Source organism: Psychrobacter sp. NPDC077938 (genome assembly GCF_044542635.1).
In the GTDB taxonomy this organism is placed as follows: domain Bacteria; phylum Pseudomonadota; class Gammaproteobacteria; order Pseudomonadales; family Moraxellaceae; genus Psychrobacter.
Genome location: NZ_JBITUW010000005.1, coordinates 18,809 through 44,941, shown reverse-complemented (window position 1 = coordinate 44,941; position 26,133 = coordinate 18,809). Strand labels below are relative to the sequence as shown.

Here is a 26,133-nt window from a genome sequence, read left to right as displayed (position 1 = left end):
TGACTGACCGATTTCTGCAAAGGCTATAGGGCCATTACTTACAGCTGTATCGACTAGTATTAATAGTAATGAATACAGCTCAAAGCAACCTATCTTTTTTATTATATTTTTTCATTGCACTACGCAACACGAGTTGATGATTCATGGCAGAAGCACAGCTAAGTCTCAATCTGGACATTAAGCATGATGCAAGTCTCAGCGACTTTGCCGGTCCCGGTTGGATGTCGATTATTGATGCAGTACGGCAGTTACATGTCGGCCTGATCGGTCAACTATATCTGTTTGGTAGCCCTGCTACAGGTAAGTCCCATTTGCTGTCTGCTATTTGCGAGTCATTTATCGAAATGGATAAATCGGCTATCTGTTTGTCCCTTAATGAGTTGATTCATACAGATGTTCACGTACTATCATCGTTAGAAAACTTTGATCTTATCGCCATTGATGATTTGGAAGTGCTTGAGCAGAGCAGCCAGTGGCAAGAAGCTTTATTTCACCTGATCAATCGTAGCCGAGAAGGGCAACGCCAGTTATTGTTTGCCGCTAATAAACCAGCCGACGACTTACCATTCCAGTTAAGAGATTTAATGACGCGTCTGGCACAGGCACCGACCTTTAAAGTGCCTACTGGTCATGATTTGGCAGACAGACAAGCATTATTACAGTCTATTTTGCGTCGGCGCGGATGGCAGTTTGACGATCGAATTATTGATCACTTACTAACTGATGGACCGCATCGTATCGGTGCGATGATGGAAGTACTTAATTATATTCAACCAATGTTTTCTAACCTTGGTCGCAGTAATATCTCAAAAGCAGTCATAAGTGATGCTCTGCGTACCATCGATGAGCAGACGCTAGCCGCGGAGCTGGCGGATATCGCTCAAGAGACGCAAGTGGATAACGACACGCCTGATCAAGACCAACATACGATGCCACTTGATTTTTAGCAGTAAGACTTTTAGCAGTAAGACTTTTAGCAGCAAAAAATGAATAACCGTAAGAATACAAATATTTTGTCCAACTCGCTTTTACTATTAATGGAATAACTTATGAAATCGAATGCTTCTTTGCTAAAAAAATTAACGATAGGTACGTTGTTGGCAGGGGCTGCCTCGGTCTCTATGTTGTCACAGGCAGCGGTTACTCTACAGGTTGATGACCATATAAAAGTAACTGCTATTAATGGGCAGGAAATTCAGCAGAGCGCTTTTCAGCCGCTACAAAAAACTTTTACGTTACAGCCTGGACAACATGCTATTACTGCTAAGTATGACCGTTTATATAACTTGCGTCGTGATGAGCATGATTATTTGCGTTCAGGTAATGTCAGTGTGACGGCACAATTGGCCGACAATCAAACGTATCGTTTGACTATGCCTAATCAACCAGAAGATTATGAAGCTGCTAGAGAATATGCCAAGCAGCCAACACTCGCTGTGCAACAGAACAATACTGTCATTGCTAGCCAGCAAAGTATGGCCGGTAACCAAGGTGGTCTATTTTCAGGCCTTGGTAAAGCGCTAGGCGGCGTATTCGGCGGTGCAGGTGATGCAGAGCTACAGAATCAACGTGCTATTGCCTCTTTAGATCAACCAGCAGTAAATACTACTAGCAACGTCAATACTAGTACGACCACTGTTAAGCAAGCTACTAGCGTAAGCACTTCTACTAGTACACTAGATACGTTTATGCAAGTATGGCTACAGGCCACACCTGCTGAACGTGAAAAAATGCGTCAATGGATCCAAAAATAAAACAGCCTTCTCTAAAAGATAGACAATAAAAAAGCACCTAATTAGGTGCTTTTTTATTTTTTAGAATTTGATGATCATTAGGCTTATTAAAATTTAGCCTAGTAAAATCTAACGACTATTAACCCAAAAACGCGTTGTACATCCATACCAGTTTTTCTTGCTCTTGTACATAAGCATCAACTAGGTCAGCTGAACCTTGGTCTTCGCTCTCTTCTGCTAGGGCTGATACTTGGCGCTGCTCTGCAATTAACGCTTGTAAGCCAGTGACCACACCTTTGACACAGCTTGTACCATCTTTAACGTTTTTATCTTCACTGATACTAGTATGCTGCGTAAAATCGCTGTAAGCGTGAAGTGGTGTACCACCCAAGGTTAAGATACGCTCAGCAATTTCATCAATTTGGAGTTGTAGTGACGTATACAGTTCTTCAAATTGTGGATGCAAAGTAAAGAAATGCTCACCTTTTACATTCCAGTGATAGCCACGTACGTTTAGATAAAACACGTGATACGTCGATAGTAGATTGTTTAATTGGGCGATGACTTCGCTCATGTCTGCTTTTTCTAGACCGATCTGGTTAGTAGCATTATTAGAATTACTCATAGTATTGTCCTTATAGTGTGAGTGTAGTTATATGATAATAAATAAAGAAGAATAAAGGCTCTAATGAATTGAAATACAGCGAAAAATACTTTAGTTTTCATCTGTATCTATCAATATAGACTCTATCTCTTCCTTTGATGCTTATAATAATAGCAAACTATTATTAATAAGTTAAATTTAATAAATACAATTTTACGATTGGTTTTATAAAACTTAAATCAAGTCTCTCTACTATTTTTCTAAACGATAGAGAAACCCCATTACATTTACGCTGGTGGCTGCAAGTTTTCAGGGTTTAAGCCTTTCATAGGAACCACTTCTTGTAAGTGTTGACGTATCGTATCGATAGGAAACTTCTGTGCTTGCAAGCGTTTCGGTACGATTTGGCTACCTTGTTGACCTTTTAGCTCAAACATCATAAAGATATAGTCGTCAGTCTCGTCCCAGCTCTTGATAGAGGTCCAAGGAATAACCGCTTGTTGAGTAGCGCCTGCACGCATCTGCATACCGCGCATTTGCGAGTTTTTCATCATATCAGGCTGGTTGCTTGGCATCGCCATGACTAGACCATGCTTTTGCACACCTAACTTCATCTGGCGCATTTCATCTGGCATCTCTTGGTCAGCCACTTGTTTGTCAAACTCTCTTTTTACGTACCATTTAAAACCTAAAGTACGTGCCAATAGATAAATCACCACACCAACCAGCATTAACCAAAATATAATGGTTGAATAGCCTGTGACAAAGATAAGTCCTGCAATAGCGAGTACCACAACCACGGCCATGATGATCCACTCTTTGGTCTTAAAGCTTGATAAACCAAAAGACGGGCTGGCACTGGCAAACAGTTCATACTGTGCTTGGTGAAATTCAGCCTCAGTTAGGTTTAAGGCGACAGGTTGGAGCGTGTAGGGGTACAGGGCCATAAAGGTTTCTCAAATACTTATATTAAAAGCGTTGGATTAAAACTGCCAAAGCGAAGCAGCGATGCTGTACTTGGCTAGAAGTGAATAAAGGTATGCGCTTATCTTACCGAAAAGTACTCCTAAATGAAACATATAAGCAAGACTGTTCACGGATAGATGTCATATTAATGACGTAGTTCACGCTCTATACTCAGCTTATTCAGACTAGACGAAAGTAAAAGTGAGAAATTAAAAACAGAATAATTTGCTATAAGCGATTAGCATAATGAACAAAAGCTAGTGAACGTCAGTTAAAAACAGGGAAAAGTAGCCAAAGATATCCAAAACATGGTCAAATCTGCCGTGTCTTGGTATTATAGCGTCTACCAGATATGTTGATTTAAACATAACGTCATAGCCAGTTATCACAAAGACCGTGATAGCGATACGCTAGGCAATTACTCTATTAATAATACTTTTAAACCTTTTACTCACCTTTAGTGTTACAGGCAACTACTATGATTGATCCGAAACTCTTACGCGGCGATTTAAGCGACCTACAGCAGCAGCTAGCCACCCGTGGTTATGAGCTTGATATGGAGTTCTGGCAGACGATTGAAAACGAGCGTAAGTCTCTACAAGTCAAAACTGAAGAGTTGCAATCGCGCCGTAATGCTGGTGCTAAGCAAGTAGGTGCCCTAAAAAAATCAGGCGAAGATGCCAGTGAGCTATTGGCTGAGATGCAAAGCGTTAGCGGTGAGATTAAAGCTGCGGAAGACGAGCTACGTACGCTACAAGAGCGTATCACTCAAGCGGCTTTGCAAATTCCGAATATTCCGGCGGCGGATGTACCAGTCGGTACGTCAGAAGATGATAACGTAGAAGTGCGCAAATGGGGCACGCCGCGTACGTTTGATTTTGAAATTCAAGATCATACGCATATCGGTGAGACGCTTGGTATGCTGGACTTTGAGGCAGCGACTAAGTTGACTGGTAGCCGTTTTAACGTGCTTAAAGGACAATTGGCGCAATTGCATCGTGCACTAATTCAATTTATGTTGAACACGCACACGATGAAGTACGGCTATCTTGAGACCTATGTGCCTTATATCGTTAATAGCGATAGCTTAAAAGGTACGGGTCAGTTGCCTAAGTTTGAAGATGATTTGTTTAAGCTAAGCAATCACACGAACAACGATGAGATGGATTTTTATTTGATCCCAACGGCTGAAGTACCAATGACCAACTTGGTACGCGGCGAGCGTTTGGATATCAAAGAGCTACCGCTAAAATTCACCGCGCATACGCCATGTTTCCGCAGTGAAGCGGGCTCACACGGGCGTGATACTCGCGGCTTGATTCGTCAGCATCAGTTTGAAAAAGTTGAAATGGTCAATGTCGGTACTAGCGATCAGTCTGATGACCTATTAGAAGCGATGACAGGGCAGGCCGAATATATTTTGCAGCAGCTTGAGTTGCCATACCGTACTGTACAGCTATGTACGGGCGATATGGGGTTTGCCGCACAAAAAACCTATGACATCGAAGTATGGCTACCAAGCCAAGATACCTATCGTGAAATCTCTAGCTGCTCTAACTGTGGTGATTTCCAAGCGCGCCGTATGGGTACGCGTGTCAAAGATGGCAAGCAAACCAGCCTCGCGCATACCTTAAATGGTTCAGGTTTGGCGGTTGGTCGTACGCTACTAGCAGTGATGGAAAATCATCAAAATGCGGATGGTAGCATTACGATTCCAGAAGTATTGCGTCCGTTTATGGGCGGTGCTGAGCGTATTGAAATTTGAGGGTAATGACGTTATGAATACTTTGTCTATAGTTGATAAATTGAATTACTCACAATATCTCATCTATGGTCAAAGTAGTGGCGACAGCTTGTTAGGCTTTGAAATGGATGCCAATATATTTTTCTGTTGTAAGGAAAACAATGTTGGCTGTGATTTTATTTATCAGGAACGTCATGATGACGCGAACTGCATGCTTACGTTGTATTGTAAATTTGCAAATAATATAACCTATCAGCAAATCGCAGATTATTTAGAGGAGAGATGGCTTCAGTATGTTTGCTATCAAGAATTTGAGAAACATTATATTGAAGTCGTTAACGATCAATTGATTTTTTATTATGTGACCCGATCAAGTCATGGACTAGGAGTAACAGGGAAAATTGTTGCTACTTAGTTTATAATGAGCCACCTATTTAGATATCTAAGCAAATTCAGTTCAATAACCTTTTTCATTCAAATAAATTTTCCTTTAATATTAGGACACGCTATGCCCACCCCAATTAACGAACGTAAACTAGCCAATGCCATCCGTGTACTGTCGTTTGACGCGGTTCAAAAAGCCAACTCTGGACATCCGGGTGCGCCAATGGGTATGGCTGATATTGCCGAAGTTTTGTGGCGCAAATTTTTGAAGCACAATCCAGCAGATCCTAATTGGCACAACCGTGATCGCTTTGTACTGTCAAACGGTCACGGCTCGATGCTTATTTATTCACTGCTACACTTATCAGGCTATGACGTCAGCGTTGATGATCTTAAAGGTTTCCGTCAGCTGCATTCAAAAACCCCAGGCCATCCTGAACTTGGTTATACGCCTGGTGTCGAGACGACGACGGGTCCACTAGGACAAGGTATTGCCAATGCTGTTGGTTTTGCGATTGCAGAAAAAACGCTCGCTGCTCAATTCAACCGCGACGGTCATAACGTCGTTGATCACCATACCTATGCATTCTTAGGCGATGGCTGCTTGATGGAAGGTATCAGTCATGAAGTGTGCTCGCTCGCTGGCACGTTGGGTCTTGGCAAACTGGTATTCTTTTATGATGACAATGGTATCTCAATCGATGGTAATGTCGAAGGCTGGTTCACTGACGATACCGAAGCGCGCTTTGAGTCGTATGGCTGGCAAGTGATCAAAGTCGACGGACATGATACTGATGCCATCACGCAAGCAACTGAGCAAGCGATTGCAGAGACTACTAAGCCAAGCTTGATCATTTGTAAAACCACCATCGGTGCTGGTAGCCCGAACAAACAAGGTCTTGCGGCAAGTCATGGCGCGCCACTTGGTGATGATGAAATCGCCTTAACCCGCGATGCGCTGTCTTGGAAACATGCACCGTTTGAATTAGACGACGAAATCTATGAAGCGTGGGATGCTAAAGCCAAAGGCGACGTACAGCAAAAGAACTGGGATGCAGGCTTTGAAGCGTACAAAAAAGCCTATCCAGAGCTTGCAGCAGAACTATCACGCCGTCTAAATGGCGAGTTGCCTGCTGACTTTGCTAGCCAAGCGCAATCCTATATTCAGCAAACGCAAGAAGCGGGCGGTGATGTCGCTAGTCGTAAAGCGAGTCAAAACGCTATCAATAGCTTGCAGCCATTATTGCCAGAATTGCTAGGCGGTTCAGCAGATTTAGCTGGCTCGAACCTCACGCTATTTAAAGGCGCTAAAGGCATCGAAAAAGACGCTGACGGTAACTATATCTATTACGGCGTACGCGAGTTTGGTATGACTGCGATTGCCAATGGTATTGCATTGCATGGCGGCTTTATCCCTTACGTAGCGACGTTCCTGATGTTTATGGAATACGCACGCAACGCCGTACGCATGGGCGCACTGATGAAGCAGCGCGTCATCCACGTCTATACTCATGACTCTATCGGTCTGGGTGAAGATGGCCCGACGCATCAGCCAGTTGAGCAATTGACTAGCCTACGTACTACGCCAAACCTACGTACGTGGCGTCCGTGTGATGCGACTGAATCTGCCAGCGCTTGGGTAGAAGCAATCAAATCAGAAAACAACCCATCAGCATTGATTTTTAGCCGTCAAAGCTTGCCACATCAAGCACGTGACAGCGAGCAAGTTGCAAACATCACTAAAGGTGGTTATGTACTGGCGAAAGAGCAAGGCGAGCTACAAGCTATCATCATCGCCACTGGTTCAGAAGTTGGCCTAGCGATGGAAGCGTACGAAACATTGAGCGCAAATGGTGTTGGCGTCCGTGTAGTGTCTATGCCATGTGCTGAGATTTTCGTGGAACAAGATGCTAGCTATCGTGAAAATGTATTGCCTGCCAATATCCGTGCTCGCGTAGCAGTTGAAGCCGCGCATGTAGATTACTGGTATAAGTTCGTTGGTCTAGATGGCAAAGTCATCGGTATGACCACTTATGGCGAATCTGCACCTGCCAGTGATTTGTATAAAGAGTTTGGTATTACGACTGATGCTGTGGTTGAAGCGGTAAATAGTTTGGTGTAATTAACCTGACTTAGTTTGTGTTTAAAAAGAGCTACTGGAGAAATCTGGTGGCTCTTTTTTTTAGACATTAATCATTTTATTTTATAATTAAATCAGTCTTGTCAGAGGTATTAAGATTATAAATAATATTAAAATATTTAAAGTCAATGTATAATAGTTACATTTCGTTTGATATTTGATAAAATAAATTTATTTAAAGTAGTTAATTAGTAGTCGCGTATCAATTTCTATAGGTTGGTATATCTTTAGTATATATACAAGTAATTAGTAAGTATATCTTAGATAAATAAAAAATATGAATCTAAGATATACTTACTAATTTTATACCTCAGTGTAATTTTCTAATAAAATTTAATAGTATTAAGGATAGAAGTATGACGAATAATAAGGTAATAGGAAATCGAATAATTCTTGGTATTCTTGATGAATTTGAATATGATTTTGAATTTAAGGATGATAAAGAGTCAAAATCTTTTGAAAAATTAGTAAATTATGTAGTGCTATCTAAAATAGATCCTGAGGTTTTTTCGGATTCATGCATATTCGATAGTGTCGATGTAGATAAAAAAGGTACTTTCGGTATTGATACATTTGCTTTATTTATCAATGATAATTTGATAACTAGTATAGCTGATATTGAGCAGCATCAAAAAACTAAGCGAATGGACATTCGTATTGTTTTTATTCAAACTAAAAGATCTTCATCTTTCGATTCTGGTGATTTCTTAAAATTTACTACAGCAGTAGAAAATTTCTTTTCAAGTGAACCTTCAATTCTTCTTTCTGAAGAACTCTCCTATTGTAAAGAACTAGTCGATGAACTTTTTCAGCCAAAAAATGCAAGATTGTTTTCTAATAGAAAACCGAAATGTGATCTATATTTTGCTATAACAGGCAATAATACTTGTGAAGAAAGTGTTTCAGGAATAATAGCGCAAGAAAAGAAAAGTCTTTGTCATAACGTGCCGGAAATGAGTGATTTTGATATTCGACTTATTGATGCGGACTATATAATTGATTCTTATAACGAACTCGAAAATAAACATAATGTTACTATTAATTTCGAGAAAAATATATCGTGTGGGAGCATTGTTAATGTTGAACAGTCGTTTATTGGGTATTTACCTGTTGTAGAGTTTCTGAAGTTGATAACTGGTTCAGATGGAAATATACGTAAAAACATATTTTATGAAAACGTTAGAGACTTTCAAGGACAAGATAATTCTGTTAATTCTGAAATATCTGAGACGTTACTTGATCCGCAAAAAATTGACCAATTTCTTTTACTAAATAATGGGGTAACAATTGTTGCCAAAGAATTTAAAAACATACGTTCAAGTGAATATGAAATCTGTGATTATTATATAGTAAACGGTTGCCAAACAAGTAATGTAATTTATAAGCATGCAAGTAATTTCGATGTAGACTCTAATCTAAATGTCCCCATTAAAATTGTGCATACTACAAATAATAATGTGATTACTAGCCTTATTAAGTCTACAAATCGACAAACTCCAGTTCCAGATGAAGCATTTGTCTCCCTCGAAAAGTTTCATAAGCGACTGCAAGAGTTCTACAAACGTTATTCTCAAGATTGTTTTGAGACACTCTATTATGAAAGGCGATCAAAAGAATTTAGTAATGGTTTTGATCGAATAGAAAAACCAAGAATAGTTAATTTACATGGTCAGATAAGATCATTTACTTCTATTGTTTTGGGTGAACCTCAATTAGCAATGAGTAATAATCCAACATCAATATTAAAAGAGCATGGTAAGAAAATGTTTCAAGACGATCATATTCATGAGCCTTATTTCTTGTCTTCATTGTTATTATATTTATTTTATTCGCTAAGACAAGATAGTAAGATTAATGGTAGGTATGTCATATCACGGTATTGGATTTGTTGGATAGCCAGAGTAATTTTATTCGAAAAGCTAGATATTGGTAATATGAATTCCGAAAAAACAAAAAAAATATGTGAAGTTGCAATTAATGAATTACAAGATAGAAACTTTGCTATTGCTCTATTTAAGCAGTCGTCTAACATTTTTGAGCATGCAAAAAAAATACATAGAGAGGAAAATGGCAGACAGAGAAATGCACAGCTTGTAAGATTAAAAGCATTTAGAGATATAACTAAGAATGAACTTCTTAAAAACATCTCGCAAACGAAGTGATTTCCTGAATATAAGTATTTTGAAAACACTTAATAAAATACGGAGCTTTAAAATTTACTCGACGTATTAAAATAAAGTTTTTTGTAAAAATTATCTATTGAATAGTAACTTAAATTTCTATTAATCTTGTAGTTTATAGTAGATTTACTTCAAAACCGATGAAGTGTGATTAGGCTGATTTTTTCATAGTCTCTGTGATAGCCGCAAGCAAGAAAATTTCAAATCAGTCACATATTACCACCAACAAATTGATTCAATATTAAACTGGCTATATTAAGTATGGTTTATATATGAGCTAATTATACTAGGATTAATAGACGTAAAAATGTCCTTAAAATCTAGCTTTAAAGGTTTCCTAGGTGAAACCGTTATCAACGTCGCCATGTGGCTTAAGCTTGAAAAAGACGTCTATCACCGATTAAACGGTATTACTTTGCCACGAGCCAATGGCGGCAGCACCCAAATCGACCATATTATTGTCTCCGTATACGGCATCTTTGTGATTGAAACCAAAAACTATAAAGGCTGGATATATGGTAGCGAGAACCAAAGACAGTGGACACAAGTTTTCCAAAATGGAAGTAAATTCAAATTCCAAAACCCATTGCGCCAAAACTACTTGCACATTAAGACGCTCGCAGATTTATTAGGCTTGGAGCTGAGCTACTTCCATTCGATGATTGCCTTTATCGGTGAGTGCGAATTAAAAACCCGTGATGAGTTACCTGAGCATGTATTGACGAGTGGTATGGTCTCGTATGTGAAGAAAAAGCAAGATAAGATACTCACTGAAGATGAGGTTGCATCTATCGTTGAGCAGATTAATAGCAATAGATTTAGTAAGTCTTGGCGCACCAATCGGCAGCATAAAGCCTATCTAAAAGACAAGCATAGCAATCCAAGCCAGTATACGAATAAGCAGCCTAGCGGTAACGCTAATGATAAACCAATTGCTAAAGTGGCTAATAAGCCTATACCAGAGCCGATAGTAAAAGAAACCGCTAAACGAGCTATTCTAAAAAGTAGAGAAGTGCATCGATGGTCTGGTCAGACTGAAATTGAATCTAGCAATTTACTAATTGATACTCTAAATACTCCGCAGGCAGTCATTCAGCATACAATTACATCGCACGATATTGCTGATCAGGTTTATCTTACGCCGTTTGAAGTTATGGAGCCTGAACTAGCAGCGAGTTCCTCTGCGACAGATGAAGTGATAGACCATACAGCTAATCTTGTCCAAATACCAACCTGTCCAAAGTGTAACGGTGAGATGATTAAGAGGGTAGCAAAAAAAGGCCTAAATCAAGGTCAGACCTTTTTTGGTTGTAGCCAGTTTCCTAAATGTTGGGGTGTGGTGAATATTGATTAATCGTTAATCATCTTAACCTTAATCATTTTAACCTTAATCACCTTAACCATATATTTCTTCCAAGCGTAAACAAGCAACCAATCGACCGTCCCATTCGCGCAGTTGTGGCTCTACTTCGCTGCATTGCTGTTTGGCATAGGGGCAGCGTTTATGTAGGGCGCAGCCACTTGGTGGATTAAGCGGACTTGGTAGCTCACCTTGTAGGGTCAAATCATTTTTATGGCCATTAACCGTTGGTGCAGCCGCCAGTAACGCGATGGTATACGGATGTTTTGGCGCGTTATAAATCGCTTCTTTGGGGCCGTGTTCAACAGCTTGACCCAAATACATGACCATCACATCATCAGCGACGTGGCGCACGACCGACAAATTGTGCGAGATAAAGACGTAAGCAGTACGATACTCATCCTGCAAATCCATAAATAGATTTAAGACTTGTGCTTGGATTGATACATCGAGTGCGGAAGTCGGTTCATCAGCGACGACGATTTTAGGGTTGAGCATCATGGCGCGGGCGAGGGCAATACGTTGGCGCTGTCCACCCGAAAACATATGCGGATAACGACCAGCGTGTTCTGGACGTAGACCGACATGTCTCATCATCTCGTTGATTTTGTCGCGCTTTTCTTCTTTGGACAGTTTGGTATGGATATCCAATGGTTCTGTCAATTGATAGCCAATGGTATGACGCGGGTTCAAGCTACCATAAGGATTTTGAAAGACCATTTGAATTTCAGTACGCAACTCTTTTAGCGCTTTTCTGCTATAGCCTGTGGTGCCTTCATCATTGATAAATAGCTCACCATGTGTAGGCGATTCGATCAGTGTCAACTGGCGGGCAAGGGTAGATTTTCCGCAGCCTGACTCACCAACTACGGCCAATGTCTTGCCAGCTTCAAGCTCGAATGAGACGCCATTGAGCGCTTTTACGTAGGCCTTTGCTTTGCCCAGACCTTGTGATACTGGGTAGTGCTTGTGTAGATTGTCTGCTTTTAGGACCACTTTATTACTCATACTTATGACTCCAAAGTAGCAGCGTGAGAGGGGCGAGAGGTAATATTAGAATCAATACAACGCACCTTGCCATTGGGCGTATCTAAAATAGGTGGCGGTACTTCGCAAGCAGGCTCTTTATAAGGGCAACGGGGAGACAGCAAACAACCAGCCGGCCTGTCATATTGACTTGGCACGACACCGGGCAAGCTGTTTAGACGGTCTTGACCGATAGCGAGCTCTGGGATGGCTTGCAGTAATGCCTCGGTATAAGGGTGAGCAGGATCTTGGAAAATCTCCGGTACGGTACTGGTTTCCACCACTTGTCCCGCATACATGACCGCGACATCACGCGAGTTTTGTGCGACCAGTCCCAAGTCGTGGGTGATTAGTACCATCGCCATTTGTTTTTCGCGTTGCAATCGGCTCAGCAAATCCATGATCTGCGCTTGTACCGTGACATCGAGCGCGGTGGTTGGTTCATCTGCGATCAGTAGTTTTGGCTCGCAAGCAATCGCCATCGCAATCATAACCCGTTGACTCATACCACCTGATAGTTGATGCGGATAGACCTTGAGACGATTCTTTGCATCGGGCATCTCGACTAACTCTAACAGCTCTAAGATACGTGTTTGTACTGCTGCGCCTCGTAAACCAAGGTGCTTGCGTAGCACTTCACCTAGCTGCATCTCAACAGTAAAGCTTGGATTTAGGCAAGACATCGCATTCTGAAAAATCATAGAGATGTCTTTGCCAATGATGCCGCGTCTCTCTTTGGCTGACATACTGAGCATATCTTTATTATCAAACACCACTCGTTGTGCGCGAACTGTTGCAGAAGGTGGCAATAGACCCATCAGCGCCATCATGGTGACTGATTTACCTGAGCCAGATTCACCCACGACAGCGATGACCTCCCCTTGGGTAATCTTTAATGACACATCATCCACTGCGCGAAAGGCACGCACTCCTTGTCCAAAAGTAACCGACAGGTTTTCAATATCTAGCAGCAATGGTGAGTCTTTTGTCGATGCGCCATTCATAGACGTGTGAGTGATAGGCGTATTAATTAATGGTTCAGTCATCTTAGGTCACCTGCTTTAATTTAGGATCTAGCGCATCGCGTAAGCCATCACCAGTCAGGTTAATCGATAATGCAGCCAAGAAAATAGCGACACCCGGCCAGATTGCTAGCCAAACATTACTTTGAATATATTGACGTGCCGTACCTAGCATCGCGCCCCATTCGGCATCTGGTGGCTGTACACCAAAGCCCAAGAAACCAATCGCACCTGCTTCTAAAATAGCAGACGAGAAAATCATCGTTGCCTGTACGATCAGTGGTGCCATACAGTTGGGCAAAATGGTGATAAACAATAAACGAAGCACGCCAGCACCCATCACTTGTGAGGCGATAAAGTACTCACGTTGCAGCTCCACCATTGCAGTCGCACGAGTTAATCGAATAAATGGCGGTGTACAGACCAGTGCGATTGTAATAATCGTATTGGTCATAGATGGCCCTAAGATAGCGGCAATGATAATGGCTAATAGCAAGCTCGGATATGACATCAAGATATCATTGACCAACATGACCGCTTTGCCCCAGACCTTTGGCCAAAACGCTGCACTTAGACCTAAAGAAATACCAACCAACATCGCCAAAGTCGTTGCACTTAGACCGATAAACAATGAATAACGCGCGCCATACATCACTCGAGATAATGTATCTCGGCCTGCATCATCAGTGCCTAGCCAAAACATCCCATTGCCACCATCTAAAAAAGCAGGCGGCAATTGCTCTTGACCAGTGAACAACTCATAAGGATCATGAGGGGCAATAGCAGGCGCGAGTATGGCAACTAGAACCATTAATGCCAGTACGATAAAACCAATCACGGCGCCTTTGTTTCGGCAGAACGTCGATAAAAATAGCTGCCAAGATGACGGCGGTGTGGCTGCCATCAGATTGACATCAGAGGGGAGAACAGAAGGCTTCATGAGCATTTCCTATAGTGGCTAGCGCATTGGACTCGTTTAGGCTTCTTTTTCTAACAATCATTAGAAATTTGCCAAAAACCTTTGTAACCATGTAAGCGCTAATCATCACTATTTATAATGTGAGTATTTATCAATGTTAAATTAAGAAGTATGGCGAATACGTGGATTGATCAGACCATACAAAATATCAATAAATAAACTAACCAAAATCAGAGCGGTGGCGACCAATAAAATACCATTTTGTACAATAGGGTAGTCACGAGTGAAAAACCCATCGAGTAGCCAATTACCAACGCCTGGCCAACTAAAGATAGTCTCGGTAATAATGGCGCCTGCGAGTAATGTCGCCATTTGCAAGCCAACGACTGTAACCACAGTAATCAGGGCATTACGCATCACGTGGACCAGTATCACTCGGCGTGGAGATAGGCCTTTGGCTCGCGCTGTACGCACGTAATCCTCGTCTAATACCTCTAGCATCGCAGAGCGTGTCATTCGCGCAATCATCGCTAACGGAATGGTGGACAAGGCAATAGAGGGCAATATAAAGTGTTTGACCACGTTCCAAAACGCGCCAGGTTCTCCTGAGCTTAGTGAGCCAAGTAACCATGAGCCATACAGTGGCTGCACATCTAAAAACTGTGCGACAGATATCACCCCAGCGACGGGCAGGAGACCTAAATAATGAGCGAAGATACCAGTCAGGATGGGGCCCAATAAATAGATGGGCATAGAGTATCCTGCCAACGCGCCTGACATGAGGGTGTAATCAATCCATGTACCACGGCGCAAGGCAGCAAAGATGCCTAAGCTGACACCAATGACACTAGCGATGACAATAGCGCATAATGCCAACTCTAAAGTCGGAACAAAGTGGGCAAAGAAGTCTTGTAATACGGGCGTACGAGTACGAAAGGACTGACCGAAATCACCCGTTAAGATACCAGTCAAATAATCCCAATACTGGGCAACAAGCGGTTTGTCTAATCCTAGCCTTTCTAAGGCACGAGCATGTAGCTCGGGATCGACCATACGCTCGCCCATCATAATCTCGACGGCATCTCCGGGTACGAGACGAATCAGAGTGAAAGTCGATAGCGTTAGGCCAAGATAGACGGGTATTAAAATGGCAATACGACGCAGAATATAAAGTAGCATGGGCTGCTCAATAGTTGTGGTTCAATGATTAGAGTATTAGCGATGATGAAGAGATCCGTGACAAAGCGCTTAATTCATATTGTTCATATCATTTATATAAATTCGGCTGGAGCAGAGTATCTGACCCAGCCGCACTTATATGAATGAATAAAATGAATAAATCGCGAATGTCGTAACGGAATTAATCAGTCAAGGTTATTCAACTTTTACACCATCGAAGCGTATTGAGCCAAGTGGGCTGATTTTATAATCGACCACGTTTGGTGCGGTGAATACGGTCACTACCGAGTGTGCCATTGTTGTCCAAGGAAGCTGTTCTTTGAATATCTGCTGAGCTTGCTCATATTCACTGACACGCTCATCTTGATTGTTAATCTGACGGGCATTGGTCACCAAATTATCGAAGTCTTTATTACACCAGCGCGAGTAGTTGTTACCACCGACCGCGTCACAAGACAATAACGAACCAAGCCAGTTGTCTGGATCACCATTATCGCCAGTCCAGCCTGCTAGAATGACATCAGGCTCACCTTTAGCAGCGCGTTTTAGGTACTCGCCCCACTCATAAGTCACAAGCTTGGTATCGACGCCAATCTTCGCCCAATCTGCTTGCAGCATTTCAGCCATTAGCTTGGCATTTGGGTTGTACGGACGCTGAACTGGCATATACCATAGATTGATAGAAAGGTTATCCGCGCCAGCTTCTTTGATCAGTGCTTTTGCTTTTTCAACGTCGTAAGGCGCGTCTTTAAGTGACTCGTCATAGCCCCACTGCGTTGGCGGCATTGGGTTGGTCGCTTTGAGGCCTTCGCTCTGATAAACCGCATTGATAATAGCGTCTTTGTTGATCGCCATATCTAATGCTTGACGCACTTTAAGATCGCTCAATTGAGGTTTTTCTACGTTATAACCGACATAGCCGACGTTGAAGCCAGGCTGATCAAGAACAGTGGCTTTACCTGACTTTTTGACAGATTCGATTTCAGCAGGTTTTGGATAGGCTGACACGTGACATTCCCCAGCTTGCACTTTCTGTGCACGAACTGCCGAATCTTTAGTGATGACAAACACTAGGTTGTCGATATAAATGTCGTCTTTATTCCAATAGTCTGGGTTTTTGGTATAACGAATTTGCGCGTCTTTTTGATAAGAAGTAAAGACAAAAGGTCCAGTACCGACGGGCTTAGTATTGATATCAGCAGCATTGCCAGAGGCTAGTAATTGATCTGCGTACTCAGCAGAACCAATATAAGCAAAAGGCATCGCTAGGTTCTGTAAAAACGGCGCATTGGTTTCGCTAAGGGTGATTTTTACCGTATAGTCGTCAACCTTTTCGATACTAGAGATAATATCAGGTAGTCCCATGCCGACTGAATATGGGAATTCAGCAGGATAAGCTTTGTTAAATTCAAAGTCAGGGTCAGTGATACGTTCTAGCGTAAAGACAATGTCATCCGCGTTGAAATCGCGAGTTGGAGTAAAATAATCAGTTGTACCGAATTTAACCCCTTTGCGTAGATTAAAGGTATAAGTCTTGCCGTCTTCGCTAATATCCCAGCTTTCAGCAAGTCCTGGTTGAATCTCAGTCTCCGCTCTTTTGAATTCTACCAAGCCATTATAGATAGGGAAGGCACTCGCATCAAAATCCGTACCTGAAGTATATTGCGCTGGATCGAATCCAGCAGGGCTACCTTCTGAGCAATATAACAATGTTTTGGCGGCTTTGGCATCTGAACTAGCAGCAGAGTCATCCGTAGTTTTGTTGTCTCCACTACAGGCGCTGATACCTAAGACAAACGTCGCCAACATTGTGAGTTTGAAGAGTGATTTTTGCATTATTACATCCTATGTAATGGTAGGTAGGTACTCATGTATCCATATGTTCGTACTCGATCATGAATACGATGAGAAAGCGTTTAGTGACCTCTAAATTATCTATCTATGCAGTATTTTATATATACAAAATAAAACATATTTAAGGTTGTCATAACTTTAAATTATATAGATAGAAACTAAAAATATAAACAAGTCGTTCGAATATACTCTCTTAATCTGTGGTAACGCAAGCAATAAATCGACTAATTTTGATAAAAAATGCACGGTTTTACCGTATTTAGTATCAATAAGATATTAAATACTAGATTCTATGGCTTTATGTTTATTCGATCTAAGTAGCAAAGAGACACGCTTTTAAATTGCTATCCAGTTACAATTTTACTAAGTGTAAACAATTAGAAATAATAAAGTTATGTCTCTTTAAAGCAATTAGCTATAAGCAGTCTGCCCAATACAGCATCAAATAGGGCCATGATTTGCCTTAATGAGATCGGCTATTTTTTCGGCAATCATAATAGTTGGCGCATTGGTATTGGCGCTAATAAGCGTTGGCATCACTGATGCATCGATGACTCGCAATCCACTCACACCTCGCACCTTTAATTCCAAATCAACCACAGAGCTGTCATCTGAGCCCATGCGGCAAGTGCCTACTGGATGGTAAATGGTGTCAGATTTATTTTGGATATAACCGAGCATGCCGTCTTTTTCGAGGTAAGGGGCAGGGTAGTCTTTAGTGATGTACTTAGCGAGTGCGGACTCTTGCATGATGGCGCGAGTACGCTCGGCACCAGCTACCATATACTCTACATCTTTTGGATGCGACAGATAGTTTGGATCGATCAAGACAGCATCAGAAGGGTCGGCTGAGTCCAACCTAACAGTACCTCGACTTTCAGGCCGTAAGTAGCAACTGTGACAAGAGACAGCGAAGCCGCGTCTGAGATCACGGCCATGCTCTATCACGCGCGAGATGACAAAGTGCAGCTGTGTATTTGGCCACTCCTTTGGGTCATCACCGACGCTAAAGAACGCACCTGCCTCTGCATAGTTGGTAGATAGCAGCCCTGTACCGTCTTTTCTCCACTGCCGAATACTTTTGGTTAATGTCGAAATCGATGCCATGCCAATACCGATGACATCAGTCGTATTGACCTCGTAATCAAAGACGACATCTAAATGATCCTGCAAATTACCACCGACTTCAGGTGCATCTACTACCACATCGATACCATGAGACTGCAAATGCTCTGCAGGGCCCATACCTGAGAGCATCAGAACTTTAGGTGAACCAAACGCACCACCTGACAGTAGGACTTCATGACGCGCCGTGACAGTATGTTCGACACCGTCTTTTTCGTAGACGACGCCTGTCGCTTGATTGTCTTCGATAATGACGCGGTTAGCCTGCGCATGAGTGATGACAGTTAGGTTAGAGCGGTTTTGGACAGGATGCAGATAGGCAGCCGCGGCAGAGCAGCGTTGGCCTTGTTTTTCACCATGGAAATGAGTGACTTGATACAACCCTGTACCGTCTTGCTTTTCGCTATTAAAGTCGGTGTTATGATCTAGGCCATTGGCAATCGCAGCTTCTACGAATGCTTTGGAGATGTCTCGCGGACTGAGTAGGTCGCTAACATGCAGCGGCCCGCTATCACCATGTAGGTCATCACTACCACGAACGTTGTTTTCAGCTTTGATAAAGTAGGGCAATACATCGTCAAACCCCCAGCCAGTACAGCCTTGCTCTACCCAGCGCTCATAATCTAGCTTGCTACCACGCGTATAGATCATGGCATTGATAGCTGATGAGCCGCCCAAACATTGTCCACGCGGCTGAAAACCTTTACGATTATTAAGGTGCTCTTGCGGGGTGGTATGAAAGCACCAATTGTTCAATTTAAGCGGTTTGCCAGGAACCATCAGAATCAGTCCAGCAGGCACGCGTACTGCTAGATCTTTGCCATCACCGCCGTACTCTAATAAACAGACACTGATATCTGGGTTTTCAGTGAGACGGCTGGCGAGCACGCAACCTGCTGATCCACCACCGACGATGACATAGTCAAATGTTGTGTCAAATTCCATTTCATATTCCTTATAGCATCCATGCTAATTAAAATAGGGTACGCTTTACAGTAACTATTATTCTGCTGAAATAATAAAATAAAAATGACTCTGCGGTATCTGTTTGCACCAATATCATAGGACAAGCGAAGACTGTTGTATTCGGTATATTATTTAAAATTAATGCTACTTAATGTTGCACCAAACGTCCTTATATCGCACAGATTTCTGAGCGTACGATAAAGCGTTTGCCTTCAGGGATTTCTAACGAAAAGCTCGCACCGCGACCATTGACGACATCAATAGTGAGATCGGTATGCTGCCATAAATTGTACTGTGCCTTGCCCATATAAAATGGACAGCCAGCAAGCTCACCAACCAGTACATCCTGACCACCTACTTTGAACTCTCCTAATGGATAGCACATGGGCGAGCTACCATCGCAGCAGCCACCTGATTGGTGAAACATCAGCTCACCGTGCTTGGATTTCAATAGCTCAATTAACGCTCTACAAGACTCTGTTGCCGTAATTTTCATAATGATTTCCTTATCTTTAGAGAATATTAATGTAATCCATAGTTTTATTGAGTAAGAATGCAAAAAGTCGTATCGATTTCAATCACATCATTTATAGCATGTGATTGAAATCGATACGACCTGTCGTTCACGATTATACCTGCGAATCATTAAAGCAGTATTAAAATGTCAAAAGACATGTCTACATACTATAGTCAATCACAATCCGTCCCTCGATTTTACCGTCACGCATACGCTGAAAAATATCATTGATGTTCTCAAGTGGCTCAGCGGCAACAGTCGCTTTTACTTTACCTGCTGCTGCCATCTCTAGCGACTCTTGTAAATCCAGACGGGTACCAACGATTGAACCACGAATAGTAATACCATTCAAAACGGTATCAAAGATTGATACTGGGAAATCACCAGTTGGTAGACCGTTACAGACTAAAGTACCACCGCGTCGTAACATACTTAATGCTTGATCAAATGCTTTGGTGGATACGGCTGTCACTAGTACACCATGGGCACCACCGATCTCTTGTTGTAGGAATTCACCCGGATCAGTGTTTTTTGCATTGATAGTGACTTTTGCGCCCAGTTTTTTGGCAAATTTGAGCTTCTCGTCGTCAATATCAACAGCAGCAACATTGAGTCCCATGGCAATGGCATACTGTACAGCCATGTGACCAAGGCCGCCTATACCTGAAATGACAACCCAGTCGCCTGGCTTGGTGTCGGTCATTTTAAGACCTTTGTATACCGTGACGCCCGCACATAAAACAGGGGCAATCTCAATAGAGTCGACACTCTCAGGGATAATGCCAACATAGTTTGCATCTGCTAGGACATATTCTGCAAAACTACCATTTACGGAGTAACCAGAATTTTCTTGCTTTTCACACAAGGTTTCCCAGCCACCCAAGCAGTGCGTGCAGTGTCCACAAGCAGAGTAGAGCCAAGGCACACCAACGCGGTCACCTTCTTTAACGTGATGTACATTGTCACCAACAGCAGTTATAAGCCCGACGCCCTCATGTCCCGGAATAAAAGGTGGACTGGGTTTGACAGGCCAGTCTCCCTCAACTGCATGTAAGTCAGTGTGACAGACACCTGATGCCTGCATCTTAACGACGATTTGACCAGCGCCTGGCGTTGGTATATCTACTTCTTCAATTTCTAAGGGTTGCCCGAACTTATGTAGCACAGCCGCTTTCATTTTTTGACTCATATGGCGCTCTCTTATGGATTAATTTTATATGCATAGCACAATACCTCTGTGCTATGACGTTATCTATAAATCGTCGCGTTAAATCAAATCTTAAAAGAAACCCATTTTTTTAGGACTGTACGAGACCAGCATGTTTTTAGTTTGCTGATAATGATCGAGCATCATTAGATGGTTTTCGCGGCCGATACCTGATTGCTTATAGCCACCGAATGCCGCATGTGATGGATATAGGTGATAGCAGTTGGTCCATACGCGGCCCGCTTGGATACCACGTCCGAAACGATAGGCTTTATGTACGCTACGTGTCCAAACGCCAGCGCCTAGACCATATAAGGTGTCGTTGGCAATTTGCATGGCTTCGTCGTCGTCTTTAAAGGTGGTGACAGCGAGTACAGGTCCAAAGATTTCTTCTTGGAACACGCGCATGTCGTTGGTGCCTTCAAAGATAGTTGGCTTAACATAATAGCCGTCTGCTAGGTCGCCATCGTGTTTGGCTTGATCGCCACCGACTAGGACTTTTGCACCTTCTTTTTTACCGATATCAAGATAAGATAGAATCTTCTCTAACTGATCTGAGCTGGCTTGCGCACCAATCATAGTCTCAGTATCTAGTGGATTACCCATTTTGATCGCTTCGACACGAGCGATACAGCGTTTGATAAATTCGTCATAGATGCTTTCGTGAACGAGTGCACGTGATGGACAAGTACAGACCTCACCTTGGTTTAGGGCAAACATGACTAGGCCTTCGACCGCTTTGTCCAAGAAGTCATCGTCTTCGTCCATGACATCGGCAAAGAAGATATTTGGGCTTTTGCCGCCAAGCTCTAGCGTCACTGGAATGATGTTTTCGCTGGCGTACTGCATGATGAGGCGACCGGTTGTGGTCTCACCAGTGAAGGCAACTTTATTGATACGCGGGTTAGAGGCAAGTGGTTTACCAGCTTCGACACCAAAGCCATTGACGATGTTTAACACGCCTTTAGGTAAGATGTCAGCAATACCGATCGCTTCTAACATATATAGTATCGATGCAGGCGTCTGCTCAGCAGGCTTCATGACGATACAGTTACCAGCGGCTAGAGCCGGAGCGATTTTCCATACTGCCATTAGAATAGGGAAGTTCCATGGGATAATCTGCCCGACAACGCCAAGCGGCTCATGGAAATGATAAGCAACAGTGTCTTCATCAATCTGGCTGATACCGCCTTCTTGGGCGCGGATGGCACTGGCAAAATAACGGAATTGATCGATGGCTAATGGAATATCTGCCATTAAGGTTTCGCGTACAGGCTTGCCGTTTTCGTAGCATTCAGCAATAGCGATCGCTTCTAGATTGGCTTCCATGCTATCTGCGATTTTTAATAATAAATTGGCACGTTCAGCGACGCTGGTTTTGCCCCAAGCGTCTTTGGCAGCATGCGCGGCATCTAGGGCTTTTTCGATATCTGCTTCTTTTGAACGGGCGACTTGGCAAATGGTTTTACCATCGATAGGGCTTGGGTTGTCAAAGTACTCGCCATCGACAGGAGGGGTCCACTCACCATTAATAAAGTTATCGTATTTTTCGCGGAATTGGACGGGACTGTTTTCAGTATTGGGATAAGCGTATAACATTAACCACTCCTTGTTGTGTATTATGGTTATTTAAAATATGGTTACTTACGTATGACCATTTAAAAATACATTCTTGGTCTTCCTAACCAAGTTATCATCCTATCGTACTGAGCTTTTTAGCAGAACGATAATGACTTTTTATAATGATATATTTCGTATCGTATAACTTTAAGTTATGTGATATGAGTCGGTTAAAATGGTTCGCAAACGGTATGCAGCTGTTATAATTGTGAGCGTCTAATTTGGCTGGCTATGGTTACTCGATTAATCATGGCGGCTTTCTTTTTGTACTATTTCTTCTTCATAATATTGGTTGGTTTGGATCTATGCGTCAATCTTCTGCTCTTGATATCCTAAAAACAGGTCAAAACGTCTTTTTGACCGGCTCAGCAGGTTCAGGTAAGACTTATACTCTCAATCAATACATAGATTATTTACGCGCTCGCCGCGTCCCTGTTGCGGTGACAGCCAGTACGGGTATTGCTGCCACGCACATGAACGGCACGACGATTCATAGTTGGTCAGGCATCGGTATCAAAGATGAGCTCACTGATCGAGATCTGTCTACCTTGTCACGCAAGCAGTTTTTAGCAGACAGATTGAAAGATACTGCGGTATTGGTCATTGACGAGATATCAATGCTACATGCCAAACAGCTTAACTTGGTTAGCCAAGTGCTCAAGCATATTCGCAAAAATGACAAAGCGTTTGGTGGTATTCAGGTCGTAGTCGCAGGAGACTTTTTTCAGTTACCACCGATTGGCAGTAAAGGTGAGACGAATCGTGAAAAATTTGCGTTTATGTCTGATGCGTGGCTCGATGCCAAGTTCCATATTTGCTACTTGTCTGAGCAGCATCGTCAAGTCAGCGATGCAGCCAATGGTGGTCTGGACTTAGACGATATTCTTAACCAAATCCGCCGTCAGGAAGTAACCTTTGAGGCGATTGCCGCTTTAGAGGCGACTTATGACCAAAGTGTCGATATCAAGCGTACGCGTCTGTATACCCATAACCTCAACGTCAATAAAATCAATGACAAAGAACTGGCGTCTCTAGATGGCGAGATGATGCGTTTTGAAGCGACGGCGACAGGCGATAGTAAGCTGGTTGAAACGCTAAAAAAGACCGTACGTACCCAAGACGAGCTGATTCTCAAAGTCGGTGCCAAGGTGATGTTTATCAAAAACAATGCCGAGCTTGGTGTCTCTAACGGGACGATGGGCGAGTTGATAGGATTTGCCGCTGTTAAAATAGACGATAAGGAAAGTAGTGACGCGTTAATCGAAGATGATAGCAACGATGACGTTGATGAGGATGCTGCTGGCGAAAAAACGACAAAAGGTAAAAAGTCCGTTGCTAAAAAAGACAAAGAAAAACCAAAGTCAAAGAAACCAACAACCCAAAAAATGCCTGTCGTGCGGCTTAATTCAGGACGAGAAGTCATCGCTGAGCCTGAAGAATGGATTATCGAAGATGAAACGGGTGATGTGCTAGCAAGTTACTTACAAGTGCCGCTCTGTCTGGCATGGGCGATTACCATTCATAAATCGCAGGGCATGACCCTCGATGCGGCTGAAATCGATTTATCGCGTACTTTTGAGTTGGGACAAGGTTATGTGGCATTATCACGCCTCAAATCGCTATCTGGCCTACAGCTGCTGGGTATGAACGACATGAGCTTGCAACTCGATCCATTGGCTCGCGGCGCGGACAAGCGGTTTCTAGTACTGTCTGAAGAAGCGGATGCCAACTATGCGATGCTAGATGAAGAAAGCATGCAGCAGGCACATGAAAAATTCGTGCTGAAGTCAGGTGGGACATTGAGCAAGTCGGTAATCGATGCTTATGCTACGCTGCAAAAGAAGCGCCGCGAACAACAGCAAGCGAAAATCGATAAAAAACAGAAATTAGGCAATCAGGTCTCTGACAAATCAGACAGTACTCTACTTGCGACCAGAGTGTTGTTAGAAGAGAGTTTGACCATTGCAGAGATATCACAAGCGCGTCAGTTGTCACAGTCGACCATCATGCGTCATATTGCTGACCTAAAATCACAAGATCCGAGTCTTGCCTGCGATCATCTGCGTCCAGATGATGAGGTGATGACAGCCGTAGGTAATGCCTATGTCGCCATTAAAGTCGCCAATAATCCAAATGACTTCAATGATGACGGTAGCATCAAGCTGCGTCCGATATATGATCATCTCAAGCAAAGCATTGACTACAATACCATTCGCCTCGCATTGATTTTTATCACTCCATAGTTTTGCTGCTTATAATTTTATTGCCTATAACTTTGTCACCTTTATTTTTATAGGCTTTATTTTTGCTATTTCTTAGTATTCAGCAATCATTAGCGCACTCAACGTGATAACGCTCAGTTTTTACCCTCATTTATAGCGATACCCTTTATGTCCAATGTTATGCCTGATTTTTCGAGCGCTACTTATCAATTGACCTCTGACCCGATAGCGGCGACGTTCCGTACTACTGGTGAGCATACACAGCCACTGAGAGTCGCTATCAATGGCTTTGGTCGTATAGGGCGCAATGTACTTCGTGCTTTGCTAGAGCGCTTTGAAGTGTTGGGCCGTGCGATTCATGTAGTGGCAATTAATGACTTAGCACCAGCGGATATCTTGTTGCATTTATTAAAATTTGACAGCACACATGGCCGCCTCAGTCGATTAGGTGTAAATGCTGAGATTGTAGAGAGTGAGTCAGGTGATATTAGCAAGACTGAGCTCTGTCTGACCAAGAACAACCTGACTTATTGCATCAATATGCTATCAGAGCCTGATCCTAAAAATTTACCTTGGCAGGCGCTGGGTGTCGATGTAGTTTTAGAATGTACTGGGCATTTTCGCTCGTATGAACAAGCGACGCTACATATCGATGCTGGCGCGCAGCAAGTGATTATCGGTGCCGCGCCATTTGACGATGTGGATGCTTGTATCGTGATGGGCGTGAATACCGATGCGCTCACGCTTGAGCTACCGATTATTTCTAGTGTTTCTTGCACCACGCAGGCATTGGTACCGTTGATTGATACGCTAGATAAGGCGTTTGGTGTGCAGTCCGCCATGATGACAGAGATTCATGCAGTTACTGCTGATCAGACAGTGCTAGATCAAGCACATCGAGATCCAAGACGGGCGCGCGCTTCTGGCTATAATATCATTCCAACGACATCTAGTAGTATCGCTGCGACAGAGCGGGTGCTACCAGCAATGGTCGGCAAAATAAACGGACATTCGATACGGGTGCCCACTATCGACGTGGCTGCGATTGATGTCACCTTTGTATTTGATACGCCAGATGTCGATGTCGAGACAGTTCGAGAAGTACTCAAATCTGCCAGTCAGGCGCATTTGCAGGATATTATGGCTTATACCGATGAGCCATTGGTATCTAGTGATTTTATCCATCAGACTGAATCGCTTATCATTGATGGTCAGCAGCTTATGCAAGTAGGCGAGCAGTACAAGGTCTTTGCTTGGTATGACAACGAATGGGGGTATGCCAATAGGCTGCTCGATATGTGCTTACATCTGGCTTCAAGCAAGCGATAATGCACCAATTTACAAGTATTCGAAAATTAATTGAAT

20 protein-coding genes are annotated in these 26,133 nt (G+C 42.8%); 9 read left to right on the top strand and 11 right to left on the bottom strand.

From position 1 onward, the window contains the following. The first annotated feature begins 143 nt into the window (after positions 1–143). A complete protein-coding gene (gene hda, locus ACIGBM_RS09570) occupies positions 144–947 on the top strand; it encodes a DnaA regulatory inactivator Hda (protein WP_102093670.1) in 804 nt (267 codons plus the stop codon). 102 nt (positions 948–1,049) lie between these two features. Further along, the gene (locus tag ACIGBM_RS09565; protein ID WP_394124967.1) at positions 1,050–1,754 is read left to right on the top strand and encodes a DUF2057 family protein; all 705 of its coding nucleotides are present in this window, start codon (positions 1,050–1,052) and stop codon (positions 1,752–1,754) included. 118 nt (positions 1,755–1,872) lie between these two features. Here ACIGBM_RS09565 and ACIGBM_RS09560 read toward each other — a convergent pair whose 3' ends face one another. Further along, positions 1,873–2,358: a Dps family protein gene (locus tag ACIGBM_RS09560; protein ID WP_296208355.1), complete on the bottom strand. Its 486-nt coding sequence runs from the start codon at positions 2,356–2,358 to the stop codon at positions 1,873–1,875. Between the two features lie 266 nt (positions 2,359–2,624). Then, positions 2,625–3,284, bottom strand: a complete 660-nt coding sequence (locus ACIGBM_RS09555; protein WP_296208352.1) for a YcxB family protein — start codon at positions 3,282–3,284, stop codon at positions 2,625–2,627. A gap of 497 nt (positions 3,285–3,781) precedes the next feature. On the opposite strand from ACIGBM_RS09555, the gene serS reads away from it, so the two are divergent. From serS to ACIGBM_RS09530, 5 genes are all read left to right on the top strand, one after another. After that, the gene (serS, locus tag ACIGBM_RS09550; protein ID WP_397477593.1) at positions 3,782–5,068 is read left to right on the top strand and encodes a serine--tRNA ligase; all 1,287 of its coding nucleotides are present in this window, start codon (positions 3,782–3,784) and stop codon (positions 5,066–5,068) included. Between the two features lie 13 nt (positions 5,069–5,081). Continuing rightward, on the top strand, positions 5,082–5,462 hold the full coding sequence (locus ACIGBM_RS09545) for a hypothetical protein (RefSeq protein ID WP_397477592.1): 381 nt from the start codon (positions 5,082–5,084) through the stop codon (positions 5,460–5,462). 93 nt (positions 5,463–5,555) lie between these two features. Further along, positions 5,556–7,553 (top strand): transketolase, encoded by a 1,998-nt coding sequence (gene tkt / locus ACIGBM_RS09540; RefSeq protein ID WP_397477591.1) that lies wholly within the window; start codon positions 5,556–5,558, stop codon positions 7,551–7,553. Between the two features lie 374 nt (positions 7,554–7,927). Further along, positions 7,928–9,733: an AIPR family protein gene (locus tag ACIGBM_RS09535; protein ID WP_397477590.1), complete on the top strand. Its 1,806-nt coding sequence runs from the start codon at positions 7,928–7,930 to the stop codon at positions 9,731–9,733. 325 nt (positions 9,734–10,058) lie between these two features. Then, the gene (locus ACIGBM_RS09530; protein WP_397477589.1) at positions 10,059–11,105 is read left to right on the top strand and encodes an NERD domain-containing protein; all 1,047 of its coding nucleotides are present in this window, start codon (positions 10,059–10,061) and stop codon (positions 11,103–11,105) included. A 42-nt stretch (positions 11,106–11,147) separates the two neighbouring features. On the opposite strand, the gene ACIGBM_RS09525 is transcribed toward ACIGBM_RS09530, so the two are convergent. The 9 genes from ACIGBM_RS09525 to ACIGBM_RS09485 form a co-directional block, all read right to left on the bottom strand. Next, a complete protein-coding gene (locus ACIGBM_RS09525) occupies positions 11,148–12,119 on the bottom strand; it encodes a peptide ABC transporter ATP-binding protein (RefSeq protein ID WP_238052083.1) in 972 nt (323 codons plus the stop codon). A 2-nt stretch (positions 12,120–12,121) separates the two neighbouring features. Then, positions 12,122–13,183 carry an ABC transporter ATP-binding protein gene (locus ACIGBM_RS09520; protein WP_397477588.1) on the bottom strand — a complete coding sequence of 354 codons (1,062 nt, stop codon included), beginning with the start codon at positions 13,181–13,183 and terminating at the stop codon, positions 12,122–12,124. 1 nt (position 13,184) lies between these two features. Next, positions 13,185–14,099: an ABC transporter permease gene (locus ACIGBM_RS09515; protein ID WP_397477587.1), complete on the bottom strand. Its 915-nt coding sequence runs from the start codon at positions 14,097–14,099 to the stop codon at positions 13,185–13,187. A gap of 141 nt (positions 14,100–14,240) precedes the next feature. Continuing rightward, complete coding sequence (locus ACIGBM_RS09510; RefSeq protein ID WP_057761126.1) at positions 14,241–15,257, bottom strand: ABC transporter permease; 1,017 nt, start codon at positions 15,255–15,257, stop codon at positions 14,241–14,243. Positions 15,258–15,452: 195 nt separating this feature from the next. Next, entirely contained in the window at positions 15,453–17,093 is a 1,641-nt protein-coding gene (locus ACIGBM_RS09505; protein ID WP_397477586.1) for an ABC transporter substrate-binding protein, read from the bottom strand. Between the two features lie 459 nt (positions 17,094–17,552). Further along, on the bottom strand, positions 17,553–19,181 hold the full coding sequence (locus ACIGBM_RS09500) for a GMC family oxidoreductase (RefSeq protein WP_397477585.1): 1,629 nt from the start codon (positions 19,179–19,181) through the stop codon (positions 17,553–17,555). Between the two features lie 190 nt (positions 19,182–19,371). Continuing rightward, positions 19,372–19,698: a DUF779 domain-containing protein gene (locus tag ACIGBM_RS09495; RefSeq protein ID WP_397477584.1), complete on the bottom strand. Its 327-nt coding sequence runs from the start codon at positions 19,696–19,698 to the stop codon at positions 19,372–19,374. A gap of 181 nt (positions 19,699–19,879) precedes the next feature. Next, positions 19,880–20,908 carry an alcohol dehydrogenase AdhP gene (gene adhP, locus ACIGBM_RS09490; protein ID WP_397477583.1) on the bottom strand — a complete coding sequence of 343 codons (1,029 nt, stop codon included), beginning with the start codon at positions 20,906–20,908 and terminating at the stop codon, positions 19,880–19,882. Between the two features lie 90 nt (positions 20,909–20,998). Continuing rightward, positions 20,999–22,525, bottom strand: a complete 1,527-nt coding sequence (locus tag ACIGBM_RS09485; RefSeq protein ID WP_397477582.1) for an aldehyde dehydrogenase family protein — start codon at positions 22,523–22,525, stop codon at positions 20,999–21,001. 326 nt (positions 22,526–22,851) lie between these two features. Here ACIGBM_RS09485 and ACIGBM_RS09480 point away from each other — a divergent pair, with 326 nt between their 5' ends. Beyond that, positions 22,852–24,789, top strand: coding sequence for an AAA family ATPase (locus ACIGBM_RS09480; RefSeq protein WP_397477581.1), 1,938 nt, complete (start codon positions 22,852–22,854; stop codon positions 24,787–24,789). 159 nt (positions 24,790–24,948) lie between these two features. Beyond that, complete coding sequence (locus tag ACIGBM_RS09475; protein WP_397477728.1) at positions 24,949–26,097, top strand: type I glyceraldehyde-3-phosphate dehydrogenase; 1,149 nt, start codon at positions 24,949–24,951, stop codon at positions 26,095–26,097. Positions 26,098–26,133 lie beyond the last annotated feature (36 nt).